At 62.4% G+C, this 17,489-nt stretch carries 18 protein-coding genes; 12 read left to right on the top strand and 6 right to left on the bottom strand.

Annotation, left to right across the window (positions count from 1 at the left end):
* The first annotated feature begins 14 nt into the window (after positions 1 to 14).
* The gene (locus M1D89_RS22675) at positions 15 to 983 is read left to right on the top strand and encodes an AraC family transcriptional regulator (protein WP_498647200.1); all 969 of its coding nucleotides are present in this window, start codon (positions 15 to 17) and stop codon (positions 981 to 983) included.
* Positions 984 to 986: 3 nt separating this feature from the next.
* On the opposite strand, the gene M1D89_RS22670 is transcribed toward M1D89_RS22675, so the two are convergent.
* The 4 genes from M1D89_RS22670 to M1D89_RS22655 form a co-directional block, all read right to left on the bottom strand.
* Positions 987 to 1,370: a hypothetical protein gene (locus M1D89_RS22670; protein WP_498647197.1), complete on the bottom strand. Its 384-nt coding sequence runs from the start codon at positions 1,368 to 1,370 to the stop codon at positions 987 to 989.
* Positions 1,371 to 1,943 (bottom strand): nucleotidyltransferase domain-containing protein, encoded by a 573-nt coding sequence (locus M1D89_RS22665; RefSeq protein ID WP_498647196.1) that lies wholly within the window; start codon positions 1,941 to 1,943, stop codon positions 1,371 to 1,373. It lies immediately after the preceding gene.
* Positions 1,944 to 2,056: 113 nt separating this feature from the next.
* A complete protein-coding gene (locus M1D89_RS22660) occupies positions 2,057 to 2,758 on the bottom strand; it encodes a FadR/GntR family transcriptional regulator (RefSeq protein WP_498647193.1) in 702 nt (233 codons plus the stop codon).
* 74 nt (positions 2,759 to 2,832) lie between these two features.
* Positions 2,833 to 3,636, bottom strand: a complete 804-nt coding sequence (locus M1D89_RS22655; RefSeq protein WP_498647191.1) for an alpha/beta fold hydrolase — start codon at positions 3,634 to 3,636, stop codon at positions 2,833 to 2,835.
* 129 nt (positions 3,637 to 3,765) lie between these two features.
* On the opposite strand from M1D89_RS22655, the gene M1D89_RS22650 reads away from it, so the two are divergent.
* From M1D89_RS22650 to M1D89_RS22630, 5 genes are all read left to right on the top strand, one after another.
* The gene (locus tag M1D89_RS22650; RefSeq protein WP_498647189.1) at positions 3,766 to 5,253 is read left to right on the top strand and encodes a four-carbon acid sugar kinase family protein; all 1,488 of its coding nucleotides are present in this window, start codon (positions 3,766 to 3,768) and stop codon (positions 5,251 to 5,253) included.
* Positions 5,254 to 5,279: 26 nt separating this feature from the next.
* Positions 5,280 to 6,179 (top strand): NAD(P)-dependent oxidoreductase, encoded by a 900-nt coding sequence (locus M1D89_RS22645; protein WP_498647187.1) that lies wholly within the window; start codon positions 5,280 to 5,282, stop codon positions 6,177 to 6,179.
* A gap of 102 nt (positions 6,180 to 6,281) precedes the next feature.
* On the top strand, positions 6,282 to 7,748 hold the full coding sequence (locus M1D89_RS22640; protein WP_498647186.1) for a GntP family transporter: 1,467 nt from the start codon (positions 6,282 to 6,284) through the stop codon (positions 7,746 to 7,748).
* The gene (locus M1D89_RS22635; RefSeq protein WP_498647184.1) at positions 7,748 to 8,623 is read left to right on the top strand and encodes a class II fructose-bisphosphate aldolase; all 876 of its coding nucleotides are present in this window, start codon (positions 7,748 to 7,750) and stop codon (positions 8,621 to 8,623) included. Before M1D89_RS22640 ends, M1D89_RS22635 begins: the two co-directional genes overlap by 1 nt.
* Before the next feature lie 102 nt (positions 8,624 to 8,725).
* A complete protein-coding gene (locus M1D89_RS22630) occupies positions 8,726 to 9,118 on the top strand; it encodes a DUF1304 domain-containing protein (protein ID WP_054808805.1) in 393 nt (130 codons plus the stop codon).
* A 24-nt stretch (positions 9,119 to 9,142) separates the two neighbouring features.
* On the opposite strand, the gene M1D89_RS22625 is transcribed toward M1D89_RS22630, so the two are convergent.
* Positions 9,143 to 9,562 (bottom strand): VOC family protein, encoded by a 420-nt coding sequence (locus M1D89_RS22625; protein WP_498647182.1) that lies wholly within the window; start codon positions 9,560 to 9,562, stop codon positions 9,143 to 9,145.
* Between the two features lie 154 nt (positions 9,563 to 9,716).
* On the opposite strand from M1D89_RS22625, the gene M1D89_RS22620 reads away from it, so the two are divergent.
* Together M1D89_RS22620 and M1D89_RS22615 are read left to right on the top strand one after the other, a co-directional pair.
* Positions 9,717 to 11,072 carry an acyltransferase family protein gene (locus tag M1D89_RS22620; RefSeq protein WP_498647180.1) on the top strand — a complete coding sequence of 452 codons (1,356 nt, stop codon included), beginning with the start codon at positions 9,717 to 9,719 and terminating at the stop codon, positions 11,070 to 11,072.
* The gene (locus tag M1D89_RS22615) at positions 11,069 to 11,425 is read left to right on the top strand and encodes a GNAT family N-acetyltransferase (protein WP_498647178.1); all 357 of its coding nucleotides are present in this window, start codon (positions 11,069 to 11,071) and stop codon (positions 11,423 to 11,425) included. Before M1D89_RS22620 ends, M1D89_RS22615 begins: the two co-directional genes overlap by 4 nt.
* 32 nt (positions 11,426 to 11,457) lie before the next feature.
* On the opposite strand, the gene M1D89_RS22610 is transcribed toward M1D89_RS22615, so the two are convergent.
* Positions 11,458 to 11,835 (bottom strand): hypothetical protein, encoded by a 378-nt coding sequence (locus M1D89_RS22610; protein WP_498647176.1) that lies wholly within the window; start codon positions 11,833 to 11,835, stop codon positions 11,458 to 11,460.
* 288 nt (positions 11,836 to 12,123) lie between these two features.
* Here M1D89_RS22610 and M1D89_RS22605 point away from each other — a divergent pair, with 288 nt between their 5' ends.
* The 4 genes from M1D89_RS22605 to M1D89_RS22590 are packed head-to-tail and all read left to right on the top strand — an operon-like array spanning position 12,124 to position 17,466.
* Complete coding sequence (locus M1D89_RS22605; RefSeq protein WP_498647174.1) at positions 12,124 to 13,686, top strand: pyridoxal phosphate-dependent decarboxylase family protein; 1,563 nt, start codon at positions 12,124 to 12,126, stop codon at positions 13,684 to 13,686.
* Entirely contained in the window at positions 13,683 to 15,026 is a 1,344-nt protein-coding gene (locus M1D89_RS22600; protein ID WP_498647172.1) for a lysine N(6)-hydroxylase/L-ornithine N(5)-oxygenase family protein, read from the top strand. The genes M1D89_RS22605 and M1D89_RS22600 overlap by 4 nt, the downstream gene beginning before the upstream one ends.
* The gene (locus M1D89_RS22595; RefSeq protein WP_498647170.1) at positions 15,023 to 15,613 is read left to right on the top strand and encodes a GNAT family N-acetyltransferase; all 591 of its coding nucleotides are present in this window, start codon (positions 15,023 to 15,025) and stop codon (positions 15,611 to 15,613) included. Before M1D89_RS22600 ends, M1D89_RS22595 begins: the two co-directional genes overlap by 4 nt.
* Positions 15,610 to 17,466, top strand: coding sequence for an IucA/IucC family protein (locus M1D89_RS22590; protein ID WP_498647168.1), 1,857 nt, complete (start codon positions 15,610 to 15,612; stop codon positions 17,464 to 17,466). Before M1D89_RS22595 ends, M1D89_RS22590 begins: the two co-directional genes overlap by 4 nt.
* The last annotated feature ends 23 nt before the right edge of the window (positions 17,467 to 17,489 follow it).

Genomic DNA, 17,489 nt, shown 5'->3' with positions numbered 1-17,489 from the left:
GAAGTAGGTGGCGGATGGTCAGGATTCTTGCCCGTGATGTTCTGCGGGGACAACCAACGGTGGCCACAACGGATGTGGACGAAGCACATGCCAAGATCGCGGAGCTGTTCTGCAGCCACGAGCTCGCTCCACGCACGCGCGCATCGTTGATGGACATGAAGCTGCGTTCGTTGCATCGCGGCGACGTTGGCATCGAGTTCCTGGACTACGGCGCGGACGTTCGGATAGAACCCGAGGGACTGCAGGATTTCCATCTGGTGCAGATTCCGCTGGCCGGGCATGCTTCCATGCAGGTGGGTACAAACACTGTGGAATCCAGTGCGAGTGTGGCCACCGTTCCGCCGGTCGACCGGCCCTTTTCCATGAGTTGGGACAGCGGCAGTCCGCACATGATTGTCTATGTGCGGCGCTCGGCGATGGAGCGCGTGGCCGAGCAATTGTACGGCGACCGTGCTGTTGACCTGGGCTATGGCATGGATCTCTCAAGCGGCAGCGGCCGGGCGTTCTTGAGGTCCGTCGTCGAACTTCATGACGACATGATCAGCCAGCCCGCCACCAGTGCCCCTGCGTTCGTTCAGGGATTGCTGGCGGACAGCATGATGTCGCGCTTGCTGATGGCGATGGAGTTGCCCGGTGGCGAGACCCGGGACGCGGAGTCCGAAAGCCGGCTTGTCCGTGAATGCCGCGAGCTGTTGGAGCGGCATGCATTCGAGGAACTTACGGTGCCGGACATTGCCGAGTGCTTGGGCGTTTCGGTCCGTACGCTGCAAACGGCGCTTCGGGCGGAAACCGGTGCCACGCCGTCGGACATGTTGCGCAGTATCCGGCTGGACCGAGCCCGGGAGATGCTCCTGGAAGCGAACCCGCGGGAGCAGAGCGTCACTGCCATTGCGGAGTTGTGCGGGTTTACGCACCAAGGACGGTTCTCGGCGCTGTACCTCAAGGCATTCGGCGAGCTGCCCAGCGTGAGCCTGCGTCGCTGAGTGTCATAACCGCGCAAGTTCCAACAACGCGCTCATGGCCCTTGTGGCCTTTTTAAGCTGTTCCGTAGTGACGGTGTGGTGCCCGTACCCCGCGCGAGTTTTCATGGCCAGCAGAGTGGTTAGGTGCTTTGCTGCAGTTGCATCTACTGTCCTCAGGAGTCCGGCAGCCTCACTGTGGTCTTGTCCCTGTGCGAAGTGTCCGAGCCGCGCAATGCAGATGGCGTCAGAAGCGGCAATGCCGGCGTGGACGCAGAGTGTTGCCACGGCGTCAGCTACTTCATGATGTTCCTCAGCCAAGTCGAGTGCATCCAAAGCAACTTTTTGGAATTGGACGGCCTTGTTCAAGCGACCTAAGCGGATTTCTTCACTTCCTTGGGCGGTCCTCATTCAAGCAACGCTGTCGGCGCGTAGTGCGCGCCTCAGCCAAGCAGGATCGCCGAAAATTGTGTACCCGTCGGCCATGATGGAATCGAAGATCGGCGCAGGGGCAACTTCGGACTCGAGGTAGACCAAGGGCCGCGTGTCGTTGCCTGTCCACGCACTGACACGGGCGGCTAGTTGGGCAATCATGGTGTCAGCCTGTGACTCCTCGATGGAGTCATTGAGGACTATGAAAAGGTCTATATCGCTATCGTTCCGCATGTCATTACGTGCAGCTGAGCCAAAGATCGTGACGACAATGGGCGAGAATTCCCACATCTCGATCTCGCGCCGTATCCGGTCGAAAAGGCGATCTTTTGTGAAAGCCATAGCAATCACAGCCTCGGCCAGAACGTGATCACGGTTCAGCCGGAAAACGTGCGTTCTTCCGGCCACCTTTTCCAAGACGATGCCCTGGGCGACGAGACGAAGGAGGGCCTTGCGGACGCCGGCCAAGGAACTGCGCTCGGGAAGAAGGTTCGAGAGGTTGGGGGCCGTGAACTCGGCATCAGCCCGTGCCAAGACGTAGAGTACGCCCATGTCAAGCGTGGGGCTGATAGTCGTTAAGGGGTTCTGCAGCCGCACGGTATCTCCGACATCTACTATTGTGCACTTATATCTACAATAGTAGGCTAACGAGCCTGCGTCGGTAGCTACGCCTCCAGCACGTACGTCTTCAGGTCATCCAGCGTCTGCTGCATATGGGCGTCCATGGCGAGACGCGAGTCGTTGGGGTTGCGCGATTCCAAAGCGGCCGCGATCTTCCGGTGATGGCCGATCGCGTGTTCCTGGATCTCCGGGAAGGCTGAGGTCTCGGTGCGCCGGGCTTCGAGGACCCGGTGCAGCGGCTCGAAGAGCACGGCGACAAAGACGTTGCCTGAGGCGTGAAGGATCACGTCGTGGAAGGCAAGATCTGCTTCCACGAAGGCGGCGAGGTCATTGATTTCGTGGGCGGCCTGCATCTTTTCCACGTGCTCTTTGAGGGCCGTGAGTTCATTGTCGGAGATGCGCTCCGCTGCCAGTTCGCATGCCCCGGTTTCAAGCATGCGGCGCAGTTCGATCAGCTGGATCGCGGCAGCTGCATCCTTGGTTCCCTCTGAGGCCGCACGCAAAACGGCTTCCAGCGACGCCCATTGGTTGAGGGGGTTGACGAACGTTCCGCGGCCGCGTTCAACACTAAGGATCCGCTGCGCTTCGAGGGTTTTCATGGCCTCGCGCACGGTCATCCGGCTCACCTCGTGTTTGGCGCTGAGCTCCAGCTCTCCCGGGACCACCGTTCCGGGCGGAAACTCGCCCGCGATGATCCGGTCCAGCAGCTCGTCAGCGACGACGCCGACCAGCGACTTGCGTGCCATGTATCCCCATTTCCTCTACTTCAGACCGCCCGGCTCCCCGCGCATTTCCCTCGGACGGGCGGTTGTCAGACATCTTACGCTGGCGGTGGCCAGCTTGTTTCCCAAAACCCAGTTAGTGCCGCAGCGCATTTTTCCGGCTGTTCCCAGTGGACGTTGTGGCCGGCGCCGTGGATGGCACTTAGCTGCCGATGCGGGCTTTCGGCTACGAACGTGCGCATCTGCTCCATGGGCCGCACCCGGTCATCGGTGCCGGCTATCACCAGCAGTGGCGCGTGGACGCGCCCGGGCACTGAAGGTTCGACGCCGGTCATGGCCGCCACAGCGCTGGCGGACAGGATGGGGAACGGCGCATCAAACCCGGTGCTGAGCCGGGCAGTGTCTGCTGCGGACAGTTCCCCGTACCAAGCATTCATGAGCTTCGCTACGGTCTCGGGATCGAAAAATCCCTGATCCAGTTGCGAGCTCAGCAGCTCCTTGAACCCCTGATTCTGCGGCACGGGCGCCATGCCCACCAAGGTTATGGTGGCCACCAGTTCGGGGCGGGCTGCCGCAAGCGTCAACGAAACGCTGCCTCCCATGGAATGCCCCACCAGGTGCACCGGTCCGCTGCTCCTGACTTCAATGGCTGCCGCTACCGAACCGGCTACCGAGTCCATCGTCCACGCGAAGTCCGCTGGCAGTTCTTCACCTGGGTGGTAGCCCGGGAGGTCGAAAACCCAGACCGTCCGGCCGGCGTCGAGCAGTTTTTTCGCAAGTGGTTCCCAGTACACAGAGCCGGAGGCCCAGCCGTGGATCAGTGCCACGGGAACCGCCTCACCTGCGGAAACGGAAGGCGTGAGGACGTTCACGAACGGGAGCGGAACAGCACTGTCGGCCATGCCCCCAGCCTAGTGAAACGCAGCTCCTTGCGCGGTGAAGAGCCGTGTGTCACACTAATTCAAATGTTAGATGTCTGACATCTTACATTCACGAAACCGCTACAGAGATTTCCCACGATGGAGTGCACAGTGACCCTTGAAGCCGACGTACTGGCCGCTTTCCCGGCGGAAGTCCAGATTCCTGCTCAGTTGGTTGCCGACGCCCTTGCGGCGTCCTCGGCAACGTCTCCCCGCGTCCTGGTAGTACTCGACGACGACCCCACCGGAACGCAGTCCGTTGCGGATCTCGCCGTGCTCACCCGGTGGGACGTCGCAGACTTCACCTGGGCTTTCACCCACATCCGGCAGAACCAGACCAAGCCTGCTGTCTACGTCCTCACCAATACCCGCAGCCTGGATCCGGCCGAAGCCGCCGCGCGGAACGAGGAAATTGTGCGCAACGCCCTTGCTGCGGCAGCAGGGAATGTAAGGCTCGGTTTTGTGAGCCGCAGCGACTCCACCCTCCGCGGCCACTACCCGCTGGAGCCGGACGTCATCGCATCGACCGTGGCCGCTGAGACCGGCGAAGCCACCGATGGCGTGGTAATCGTCCCGGCATTCCCCGACGCCGGCCGCGTCACCATCGGCGGCATCCACTACATGCGCGGCACCGGAGAAACCGCAGGCTCCCTCACCCCCGTTGCTGAGACGGAATTCGCCAAGGATGCCAGCTTCGGCTTCAAGAACTCCGAGATGGCCAAGTACGTGGAGGAGAAGTCGCAGGGCCGGTTCGCTGCCGGCGATGTGATCGTGCTTGACCTCAACATCATCCGTGCCGGAGCGTCCGCCCAAGATCCCACCATCTCAGCGAAGGCCATTGCCGACGCCCTTGAGTCCGCCACCAACTCCACGCCCATCGTGGCCGACATCGTCACCGAGAATGATTTCCGCGCCTTGGCCTTGGGCCTCGAAGAAGCCGAGCGCCGTGGCAAGAAGCTCCTGTACCGTGTGGGCCCGCCCTTCGTGAGGGGCCGCATCGGCCAGGAGATCCGTACCGCGCTGACCTCTGAAGAGGCCTTTGCCGGCAACTCTCCCTCCACAGCAGGTGGCCTGATCGTGGTCGGCTCCCACGTCGGCGTCACCACCCGCCAGCTGAACGACCTCACGGCGGAGCACAGCTCGGCACGGACCATCGAGATCGACGTCGAGAAGCTCCTGACCGCCGAGGCCGAGGCCTACATCGCAACTGTCGTCTCCGACGTCGTCGATGCACTTCGCAAAGGCGACGTCATCGTCCACACAAGCCGCCTGCTCATCAAGACCGACGACGCCGCAGCGAGCCTGAAGATCGCCCGCACCGTCTCGGCCGCCGTCGTCGCCGTTGTGAACCGGACGCTGAAGACCTTCCCGCCGCGGTTCGTCATTGCCAAAGGCGGCATCACGTCCTCGGACGTCGCTGCGCACGGCTTGGAAATCCGCCACGCGATTGTCCGCGGACCCATGCTGCCGGGCATCGTCTCGCTCTGGGAACCGGTGGACGGTCCCGCGAAGGGCATCCCGTACATCGTCTTCGCCGGCAACGTGGGCGACGACCAATCCCTGACTGAAGTCACCCGCAAGCTCAGCGCCACTTTCTAGTACCCCGAAATTCAATGGAGAACACCATGACCAGCAACTACACCGTCACAGTCCTGGGCCTCGGCGCCATGGGCCTGCCCATGGCCACCCGCCTCGCGTCCGAGCTCACCGTCCACGGCTTCGACATCGCCGAACCCCGCCTGGAACTTGCCGCAGCGGCCGGCATCAAGACGTTCGCCTCCGCCCGCGAGGCATCGGACGGCGCCGACGCGCTGCTCCTGGCCGTCCGCAATGGTGAGCAGCTCAACGATGTCCTCTTCGGCGAGAACGGCGTGGCTTCGGTCCTCAAACCGGGCGCCGTCGTGATCCTCGGCAGCACCGTCGGCACCGAAGCCATTCCGGCTACGGTGGAAAAGCTTGCGGAATACGGTGTGGCCCTGGTGGATGCGCCGCTCTCCGGCGGCCCGAAGCGTGCCGGTGAAGGTGACCTGCTCATCGTCGTGGGTGCCGAGCCCGAGGCACTCGAGAAGGCCCGCCCCGCGCTGGAGCTGCTGGCCTCCACCCTGAGCATCGTGGGCGACAAGCCCGGCGACGGCCAGGCGCTCAAGACCGTCAACCAGCTCCTGTGCGGCGTGCACATAGCAGCTGCTGCCGAGGCCATGGCCCTGGCCGACGCCCTCGGACTCGATCAGGCTAAGACCCTCGCCGCCCTGGAAGCCGGAGCCGCCGGTTCCTTCATGCTTTCAAACCGTGGCCCGCGCATCCTCGAGGCCTACTCCGAAGACGGCGCCGAGGTACTCAGCCGCTTGGACATCTTCGTCAAGGACATGGGCATCGTGGGTAAGGCAACCCGGGCCGCCGGTCTTGCCGCACCCGTTGCCGCTGCTGCCGAGCAGCTTTACCTTCTCGGCCAGGCCCAGGGCCTCGCCGCCGCCGACGACTCCGCCGTCATCAAGGTTGTTGCGCCCGCAAAGCGCACCGCCTAAGCACCCCACCAGAACGCGCGACGACGGCGATCCCCCCTTCGCCGTCGCCGCCACCTCCCGCCGGTCTTCTCTAGACTGGTATGTCAAAGGAGACACCCCCCAATGAATCCCCTCGTTAACTCTCTGATGGTTCAGGCGGCGGACGCCCCCGCCATCAAGCCCGCTGTGGAGCTGGGAACACCCCTGCTGCTGACCATCGCCGCAGCAGGCATCGCCCTGTTGCTGGTGCTGATCATCCGCTTCAAAATCCAGGCTTTTGTTGCGCTGCTTGCTGTCAGCATCCTGGTGGGCGTAGCCGCGCAGATTCCGCTCAAGGACATCTTCACTGTTGTGACTACAGGCGTTGGCAGCACAATGGGCAAGGTCGCTTTGCTGATCGCCCTTGGCGCCATCCTCGGCCGCATGATTGAAGTTTCCGGCGGCGTGCAGTCGCTGGCTACCCACTTCACTGAAAAGCTCGGCGCCAAGCGCGTTGCCATTGCCCTGACGGCTGTCGGCTTCCTCGTGGCGATTCCCGTGTTCTTCGAGGTAGGCGTGATTGTCCTCGTTCCCATTGTTTATGCGTTCGCGAAGATCGCTAACGTGCACCCGATCAAGTTCGGCCTGCCCATGGCCGGCATCATGCTGTCCATTCACGTGGCCGTCCCGCCGCACCCGGGAATCGTTGCCGGCGCCGGTGTGTTTGGTGCGGACATCGGACTCATCACCCTGATCTCGCTGATCATCTGCGTGCCGCTTGGCTTCCTGTCCTACTGGGTTGCCAGCATCATGAACCGCAAAGAGTACGAACTGCTTCCCGGTGTGAAGCAGCAGGTAGACGAGTTCGGCTCCGAATCGCTTGTCCACGTTGGCCATGACGGCCCCGGGGCCCGCGCCATCGCTCCTCCGCGGCCTGGCCAGATCATGTTCCTTATCGCCGCCCCGATCGTCCAGATCCTCCTTGGCACCGTGGGAACGCTGACCCTCCCCAAGGACAACTACTGGTACGGCGTGGCAGCCTTTATCGGCAACCCGTTCTTCGCACTCCTGGTGGCTGTGGCACTCTCCTTCTTCCTGCTGGCCGTTCGCCGCAACTGGTCCCTCAAGGAAACGGGTGAGATCTTCGAAGGCGCCTTGCCTCCCATCGCTTCCATCCTCATGGTGGTGGCGGCTGGTGGCGTGTTCGGTGAAGTCCTCCGTACCTCCGGCATTGGCGCCGCTTTGTCCCACACGTTGGACAGCCTGGGTCTGCCGGTGATCGTGCTCGGCTTCATCATCTCCCTGGCGTTGCGTGCCGCGCAGGGTTCGGCCACCGTCGCCATCGTGACGACGACGGGCCTGCTCACCTCCGCTGTGATGGAAGGTGGCTACACGCCGGCCCAGATCGCTGTAATCGTTATCGCCATTGGCTTCGGTTCGCTGGGCTTGTCCCATGTAACCGACGCTGGGTTCTGGACGGTGGTCCGTTACTACGGCCTCACCGTGTCCGACGGCCTCAAGACCTGGACCGTCCTCACCACCATCCTGGGCCTGGCCGGCTTCGCGTTGACTTACGTTGCCTGGATCCTGGTGGGAGGTTTGGCCCACTAATGCGCGGCAAACTCGACCAAATGGTCAGCTCTGCCCTGAACTCCGGCTCGGCTGTTCCGGCCTTCACCTGCTATGACTTCACCACCGCCCTGGCTGTTGTTGGCGCGGCGGAAGAAGCAGGGCTCGGCGTGATCCTGCTCGTCGCTCCGAAGACCGCGTCCACACCCAATGGGCTGCGCCTCATCGCAGCCCTTCGTGGCTTAGCTGACCACGCCAGCATCCCCGTCTCGGTCCAGTTGGACCACGCCTCGGACCTCAAGGTCATCCTGGAATCCGTGACCGCCGGCGCGGATGCGGTGCTCGCTGACGGATCATCATTGCCCTACGAGGACAACATCGCCCTCGTCCGCGAAATCCGTGCGGCATTGGACACGCAGGGCGCTACCGACGTGGTGATTGAGGCGGAGTTAGGCGGCCTTGCGGGCGATGAGGACAAGGCGTTCGGTGCCGAAGATTCAGCGCACGACGCCGGAACGTCCGTTGCGGGACTCACCAACCCGGCACAGGTGGCCGACTTTGTGGAGCGCACGGGTGCCCAGCTGCTGGCTGTCGCCGTGGGCAACGTACATGGAAAGTACAAGGGCGAGCCCAACATCCGTTGGGACGTACTGCAAGAAGTCGCTGCTCAGACCGAGGTGCCGCTGGTGCTGCACGGCGCCTCCGGCATCCCCGCCGACCAGCTCGCGAAGGCTCCTTCCATGAATGTTGGCAAGGTGAACTTCAACACCGAGCTGCGTACGGGAATCCTGTCCACGCTGGAGGCTGAAACCGCGGCGCACCGGGCTGACGGCGAGAACCTGCAAGGGTTGTTGGCCCGATGGAATGGCTCGGCGGCAACTTTCGCGGGCGCCACACTGGAGTTGCTCAGCGCCTGACGAGCAACGCGGCAACCACGCCCGGGAAACAGGCGCAGCAACCACGCCCGGGAAACAGGCGCAGCAACCAAGACCGGCAATCAGGGAGGCTAGGATCAAAACATGATCCTGGCCTCCCTGATTTTCGCGACGATTGCCGCTTTGCTCCACGTCTATATCTTCACCATGGAGTCCATTACCTGGACAAAGCCAAAAACCTGGAAGACCTTCAGCATCACTTCCCAGGCCGATGCGGAAACCACCAAACCGCTCGCGTACAACCAAGGTTTCTACAACCTGTTCTTGGCCATCGGAGCACTGATTGGCATTGTTGCAGTGGCTATGGGTGCACCCCAAGTGGGCTGGACCCTTGTCTTCAGCAGCTGCGGTTCCATGCTCCTGGCCGCCCTCGTGCTCGCAGCAAGCGGCAAGAAGTACCTCCGCGCAGCTACGCTCCAAGGCACCACGCCGCTTCTCGCCGTCGTGCTTGGCGTGCTGGCAGTGACGCTGGGCTAAGCCAAGATGGCCTAAGCCAATGGGCTAGGACTCCGGCGGACCATCCTGCGCTGCGGCGTCGTCCATCCAGAGGACTTCCCAGTGGTGGCCGTCCAGGTCACGGAACGCGCGGCTGTACATGAAGCCGAGATCCTGGGCGTCGTAGGTTTCGGATCCACCAGCTTCGAGTGCCTTGGCAGCCAAAGCATCCACGTCCTCACGGCTGTCGGCTGAAATGGCGACGATGGCCGCCGTCGAATTTTGCGTGTCCGCGATGGGCTGCTTGGTGAATTCACTGAACTTGGCGTGGGTCAGGAGCATTGCATAGATGGTGTCGCTGAAGACCACACAGGCGGCGGTCTCGTCGGTGAAGTTCGGGTTAATGGAGTAGCCAAGGGACGTATAGAAGGCCTTGGAGGCCTCGAGGTCGCTGACGGGCAGGTTCACGAAAATCGACGTAGTCATGCGTCTGATCCTGCCGGTGATTCTCCGACCCGTCCAGAGCCAATTTCGAGTCTGTGGATAACGGCTGGGTAGTCCGCCCTGCCTGCTGGCCCAAGCCCTCGCACCGGCGGACAATGGAGTCAGCACGCAGGCGCGTGCCATTGTAGGGAGAGCCATGGAGATGGACGCGCATCCTCCGGCCGGCCAGGCAACGGCTGTGCAAAGGGACCCTGCGATCGACCTTGTCCGCTTCACCTGCCTGCTCCTGGTCGTCGCGGCACACTGCATGATGGTCAGCCCTGTCCTGCACAAAGATGGAACTGTCACTACCCTGAACGTGCTCATGGAGCAAAGCTGGTTCACCCCTGTGGCGTGGGCGCTCATGATTGTGCCGCTGTTCTTCGTCCTAGGCGGCGTGACAGGGCTGCAATCGTGGCGGCGCCTGAAGGCGCGCGGCGGCACCGGGTTCGACTTTGCCCAATTGCGGCTCCTGCGCTTGGTCCGCCCGGCCATGGCTGTGCTGGCTGTTATGTGGGGAGGACTATGGGGCGCGTTGCTGCTTGGTGTCCACCCGCAAGTCATCCAGTTGATGACTGCCGGGGCCGCAATGCCCCTCTGGTTCCTGGCGGCCTACCTCACCGCCCAACTCAGCATTCCGCTGATGGCCCGCCTTCACGAACGTGCGCCACTGCTGACTTTCGCTGCGCTTGTGGCACTGATCATTACGGTGGATTCCCTTCGCGGCGCTGTCCCTGTCCTGGCGTTCGCAAACATGATCTTCGTGTGGTGCGCTGTCCAGCAGCTGGGCCTTCTCATGGCGGATGGCTTCTTCGAGAAACGGAGTCGCAGCTGGCTTCTTGGTGCCACGGTTTCCAGCAACCTTCTGCTGGGACTGGTGACCGGCGTGGCCGTGTACCCGGGGAACATGGTGGTGAACCTGAACCCGCCTAATTTTTGCCTGCTTCTCCTGGGCATTTCCCAGGCGGCGACTCTTCAACTGCTGCAGAAGGGCATTCGGTGGATCGCCCATAGCCGTTGGGTCCAGATAGTCATTGCAGCGGCGGGACGACGGTCCATGACTGTCTATCTGTGGCATCTTCCGCTGCTGGTGGGCATATCCGGGTTGCTGTTGCTCACCGATGTGCCCAAGCCGTTGGCCGGGACTTCAGAGTGGTGGTGGGCCCGGATACCCGTCTTCGTCGCAGTAGTGACCCTGATGGTCCCGGTTGTGTGGATTTTTGGTCGCTTGGAGAACCGTCCGACGGCGGCCAGCCATGCGCGGGGACCGTCACGTACCGCTGTGGTGACCGCCGCCGTCGTGGTTTTGATCCCGGTGGCGGACGCCGCCTTCAACGGGTTGACCCTTGCTCTGTTGGGTGGGGGAGCGGCGTGCTTTGCCCTTTCGGTCCTGTTGCTTGGCAGGGTTCCGACGCCGGTGCTGACGCGGCCCACGCAGGAAGGCGCTGAATTCCGCGGGGGGCGGTGGCGCACGTTGCCAGAGCCGGATTTACGTGCCAATCTCGAAACATGACCGAGTACACGGATTCACTGGCAGAGTCGTTCCGAGCTGGCGTCACCACGGTGCGCAACGACAAATTTCACCGCTATGAGCTGCACGTGGACGGTGAGCTGGCCGTGATCTCCCAGTTCATGGACAAGCCCGGTCATATCGACTTCATCCACACTGAAACGAAACCCGGGTTCCACGGCCAAGGCCTTGCAAAAGTCCTGGCGCACTTTGCGCTGGATGACGTGGTGGCCTCCGGGAAGCGCATCATCCCGCACTGCCCGTACATCGCCGCGTACTTGAAGAAGCACGAGGGCTACGAGCAGGACGTCGACTGGCCCGCGGAAAAGCCGGTGGGTGAACCCGAGAACGAGTAACTTGCCGCCTGCTTCCTCAAGGAACCGGTTCCCTAGGGAATCGGATGGCGCTTTCTTTGCCATTGCACTGCGTGCCACAAGAGCAGGGCGGCAGTGATCAGCAACGCAGCCAGGAGCGCATAGGGTGCGTTGGAGAGCATGATGAAGTTCATTTGGGCTGTCTGGGCTGACTCGGCGGACTGAGCTTGCGCAGTGCTCACTATCGCACTGGCCGCCGTAGTTAGGGCCCATAATCCAAACCATGCCAAGCCGGCGTCCAAGGCCCACAAGGCAATGATGAAGGGGTTGAGCTGAACGCGCTTGCGTTCCGGGCCCGCGGCCTCCGGCACGTGGGGGCTGACGGCGGGCTGGGCGTTGCCATGCTCGTCGATTTCGCGGAAGCCGATCCGCTCGTGGGCGTGGTCCTTCATGTGGTCCCCCAACCGTTGACAGCGGGTAGTCCTAGCACTCTACCCCCTGCAACCCGGAAGGCAGCAGGCTGCGCAAATGGCCCAAAGGCAGCATTCGGTGGCCGAGAAAAGTGCCATATTTTGCACCCAAGCAGGCCCGAAAAAAAGTCAATGACGTGATTCCGCCCGGCATAGTCACGAGAAACCGCCTTCTCAGCGAAATACATCACAAAAGTTTGACGGAAAGGCTTACCTAAGTAAGGCTTACCTTGCTAACAAGCGCCCCCAACGCAATGGAAGGAAGCTGACGTGACGTCACCTAGTGTCGAAGAGCGGATTGCTCAGGAGCAGGATTTTGGCTCCAAAGTGGAACTGGCCCTCGCTGCCACAAACCAGCTGTTCAACGCACGAAATTCACCCAGTTACGTCGCTCAGGTTCTCCAGGGGGTCAACGCGGTCTCAACCAAAGTTCAGCGGACCGCCCAGCCGTTCACCGGCGTCGGGCATGCTGAACTGAAGGCCAAGGTTGGTGCGGTGGATCTTGAACTCCCGCTGCCGGACACAGCTGCAGCCTTGGAAGAGCTTGAGGAGCTCTACCTCAAGGACGCCATCTACTTCCACGATTCCCGCTACGCGGCGCACCTCAACTGCCCGGTTGTCATTCCGGCGCTGGTTGGCGAAGCCGTGCTCTCGGCAGTGAATTCCTCCATGGACACCTGGGACCAGAGCGCCGGTGCCACCATGATCGAGCGCCGCCTGATCGACTGGACGGCGGAGCGTATCGGCTTTACGGGAGAAGCTGACGGCGTGTTCACGTCCGGCGGCAGCCAGTCCAACTTCCAGGCCCTGCTGATTGCCCGGAATCATGCCGTCGCCAAGCTGCGGGCCGCGAATGGGGACGCGCGCCTGCCGCACCTGCTTGACCGGCTCCGGATTTTCACGTCCGTAGATAGCCACTTCAGCATCCAGAAGTCTGCTTCCATGCTGGGGTTGGGCTTCGATGCCGTCATCGCAGTGCCCACCACCGAAGATCACCGCATGGACCCCGCCGCGCTTGCTACTGCTTTGGCGGAAGCGCACGACGCCGGACTGGTGCCAATGGCGGTTGTGGCCACTGCCGGGACTACAGACTTCGGCTCGGTTGACCCGTTGTCCGAAATGGCCGCATTGGTTCGCGCCTACGATTCGTGGCTGCACGTGGACGGCGCCTACGGTGGAGGGCTCATCGTTTCCGGCAGGCACCGTCATCTCCTGAACGGGATCCACCTGGCGGACTCCGTCACGGTCGACTTCCACAAGACCTTCTTCCAGCCTGTCAGCTCCAGCGCAGTCATTGTCCGCAACGGCTCCATGATGGGCCACGTCACCTACTACGCGGACTACCTGAATCCTGAGAGCGCGGCGAAGGCCGAGATCCCCAATCAAGTGGATAAGAGCATCCAGACCACCCGCCGTTTCGATGCACTGAAGCTTTGGCTTACCCTCCGCATCATGGGTGCCGACGCCATCGGCGCACTCTTTGACGAAGCGATCGACCTCGCCGCCCGGGTGGGAACCTCGCTGGCTGATGACGCTGAGTTCGAGCTCGCTGCCCCGCCCCAGCTGAGCACCTTGGTTTTCCGCTACCGCCCAGTGGTTGACGGTGCAGCCCTCGATGAAGATGCTGCAGACGTTCTCAACCCGGCTATCCGCGCCGCGATCTTCGCTTCCGGCCAGGCCGTTGTTGCCGGCACCAAAGTGGCTGGCCGCCACTACCTCAAATTCACCCTCCTCAACGCCGAGGCGAGCCTGAGGGACATCCAGGAAATCATCGAACTTATCCGCCGGACGGGCGACAACCTGTTGGCGAACACCACGGAGGCCGCAGCGTGAGCACCCAAGACAACGGCAAGATCTACGACGTCGCAGGCATCGGCGTCGGGCCTTTCAACCTGGGCCTGGCCGCCCTGAGCGAGCCCGTGGACAACCTCGACTGTGTTTTCCTTGACCGCCGCGAGTCCTTCGACTGGCACCCCGGCATGATGTTGGAGCCGGCGCACCTGCAGGTCCCGTTCATGGCGGACCTGGTGACGCTCGCCGACCCGACGTCGCCGTTCTCGTTCCTGAACTTCCTGAAGCAGACCGGGCGCTTGTACCGTTTCTATATCCGCGAGAACTTCTACCCGCTGCGGGCCGAGTACAACCAGTATTGCCAGTGGGTGGCCGGCCAGCTGGAGTCCGTTCGTTATAGCACAGATGTGCTGGATGTGACGTACGACGACGGTGTGTACCGGCTTTCGGTGCAGGGGCCGGAAGGAGCTGAGGTGCTTCGCGCCCGCAAGCTTGTCCTGGGCACCGGCACCTCCCCGTATGTCCCGGAATCCTGTGCAGGAATAGTGGACGCAGGAGGACTTGTCCTCCACAACGCCGACTACCTGTCGAGGAAGAGTGAGCTGCAGTCCAAGCGCAGCATCACTATCGTGGGCAGCGGACAGAGCGCCGCGGAGCTGTACTACGAGTTGCTGCAGGAAATCGATGTCTACGGTTACCAGCTCAACTGGGTCACACGTTCGGGCCGGTTCTTCCCCCTGGAGTACACCAAGCTCACGCTTGAGATGACCTCGCCGGAGTACGTTGACTACTTCCACTCACTCCCGGGCGAGCAGCGGGATTCGCTGATCAAGAGCCAAAAGAACCTGTACAAGGGCATCAATTCGGACCTGATTGACGACATCTACGATCTCCTTTACACCAAGAGCCTCTCGGGCATGGTGGACACCCAGCTGCATACGCATTCGTCGCTCATCGCCGCAGAATGGGATGCCGTCGCGGGCACCCACACGCTCCAGTTGCACCATGAGGAGCACGGGCAGGGCTACACCTTGGAGTCGGAAGCCGTGGTTCTGGCGACCGGTTACACCTACAAGGAGCCCGCCTTCCTGGCAGGCATCCAGGACCGGATCCGTCGTGACGCCAAGGGCCGCTTTGACGTCGAACGCAACTACGGCACCGGCGTGGAACCGGGCGAAATCTTCGTCCAGAACGCCGAACTGCACACGCACGGCTTCGTCACGCCGGACCTTGGCATGGCCGCCTACCGCAACTCCTGCATCCTCCGCGAAATAACCGGCCGCGAGGTCTACCCGATCGAGCGCAGCATCGCCTTCCAGCAGTTCGGTGCTCCCGCTCCCGTGACTGCTGCCGCCCCCGAAACCGCTGGAGCCACCGTATGAGCTTCACGTTTCGACCCGTTGATCCCATAGCGGACGCACCCGTCCTCCACAGCTGGGTCAGCCAAGAATATGCGCGGTTCTGGGGCATGGTTTCGGCCACCGAGCAGGACGTTGTGGAGGAGTACTCGAGGATCGCCGAGTCCGGCCATCACCAAGCGTTCCTGGGGCTCGACGACGGCGTCCCCGCCTTCCTGATGGAGCGGTACCGCCCCGAGTCATCGCCGTTGGCGGACGTTTACGAGGTCCAACACGGTGACGTCGGCATGCATCTTCTGGTGTCACCGCCCCATGGCGAGCCGCAGCCTGGTTTCACCACCGCCGTCATGCAGTCTGTCATGACTGAACTGTTCGCCGACCCGGCAACCCGGCGGGTCGTCGTCGAGCCTGACGCCAGCAACCACAAGATCCATGTCCTGAACGAGAAGGTGGGCTTCCGGCCTCACGGCGTGGTGACCCTTCCCGCCGTCGACCCCGCCGAAGACCACAAGCAGGCGCTGCTCAGCTTCTGCACCCGCGAGGATTTCCTCGCGACCCTGACCCCGATTCTGGCCGCGCCTGCCGCGGCGACCAGAGGAGAATCCCTGTGACCACTACTGCCGGCACCACCGAAACCGTGACCGCTGTCAATGATCTCGCCGCGCCCGTGTCCCATCTGACCCCGGAGCGCTGGGCCACCGCCAACCGGCACCTGGTCCGCAAGGCGATCGCTGAGTTCTCGCACGAGCGCATCCTGGTCCCGGAGCTGATCCGCGAGGAGGGCGCCGGCGTGGGACTGTACAAGGTAGTGAGCGATGACGCTGCCACGGAATACCGCTTCCGCGCCCGGCTGCTGCAATTGGAGCACTGGTCCGTATCCCCGGAATCCATCGTTCGGTTGCGGGACGGCGAAGAGCTACCTGTGGATGCCATGGACTTTATTGCCGAGTTCCATGAGGCACTGGCCATCCGCCAGGAAATGCTGCCTGTATACCTCGAGGAAATCAGCAGCACGCTGGCCAGCCACGCCTATAAGCAGGGCAAGCCGTTTAGCTCGGCCCAATTGGCTGCGGGCATCACCGGCGGCACTGACCGCGCCGCTGACTTCCAAGCCATTGAGCACAGCATGACAGAGGGACACCCGTGCTTTGTGGCCAACAACGGCCGGCTTGGATTCGGGATCGCCGACTACCATGCGTTCGCACCGGAAACCGGCGCAACCGTGAAGCTGCAGTGGATCGCTGTGCACCGCAGCAAGGCAGTATTCACCTCAAGCGCGGGGCTGGATTACCGGACGCACTTCGAGGCCGAACTTGGGCCCACGGCTCTTGCATGGTTCAACGCGGAACTGTCCGCATCCGGCCTGGATCCGGAGGACTACCTCCTCATGCCCGTCCATCCGTGGCAGTGGGACAACAAGCTCACGGTGACGTTCGCGGCAGAAATCGCCCAGCGCCACATCGTGAACCTTGGCACTGGGGAAGATTCGTACCAGGCACAGCAGTCGATCCGTACGTTCTTCAACACCGACTACCCTGAAAAGGCCTACGTCAAGACGGCCATGTCCGTGTTGAACATGGGCTTCATGCGTGGCCTGTCCCCGCAGTACATGAAGGCAACGCCGGCCATCAACGATTGGCTGCAGGAATTGATCGGCAATGACCAGGAGCTCCAGAACCGGGGCCTGGCCATGATCCGTGAAACCGCGGCCATCGGCTACCACAACCACTATTACGAGGCTGCTTCGGCCAAGGGGTCCCCTTACCGGAAGATGCTCTCGGCCCTGTGGAGGGAAAGTCCGTTGCCGTTGCTCAAGAACGGGCAGCAGCTGGCCACCATGGCATCTTTGCTGCACGTGGACACCTCCGGGGAATCGGTGGTGTCTGCGCTGATTCAGCGGTCCGGCCTGGCACCCACCGAGTGGCTGCGCCGCTACTTCGAGGCCTACCTCGTGCCGCTGGTCCACTGCCTCTACGAGTACGAGCTGGCTTTCATGCCGCACGGCGAGAACGTCATCCTGATCCTCGAGGATGGAGTGCCCGTCCGCGCCATCATGAAGGACATCGCGGAGGAAATCGTGGTCATGGGGGACCGGCTGGAACTTCCCGAGGAAGTCTCCCGCGTCAAGGCCGAGATCCCTGCCGAAGAAATGGTCCTGGCCATCTTTACCGACGTGTTCGACTGCATTTTCCGCTTCCTGGGGGCAATTCTTGTGGAGGACGGCACGCTGCGCGAGGACGAGTTCTGGGGAACTGCGGCCGCCGTGCTGCGGGAATACCAACAGCGCCACCCGGAACTGGCGGACCAGTTCGCGATGCATGATCTGTTCGCTCCGGACTTCGAGCTCTCCTGCCTCAACCGCCTGCAGCTCCGGAACAACCAGCAAATGCTCGACATCTCGGATCCCTCCGGTGGGCTCCAAATGGCGGGTCGTTTGGCGAACCCCTTGGCCAAGTTCGCCTAAATTACTCCGCCGAGGTGGCAGTT

Source organism: Arthrobacter sp. D3-18, assembly GCF_054408525.1.
Note: the sequence above shows the minus strand (reverse complement) of the source record. Positions and strands in the feature narration are given on the sequence as shown.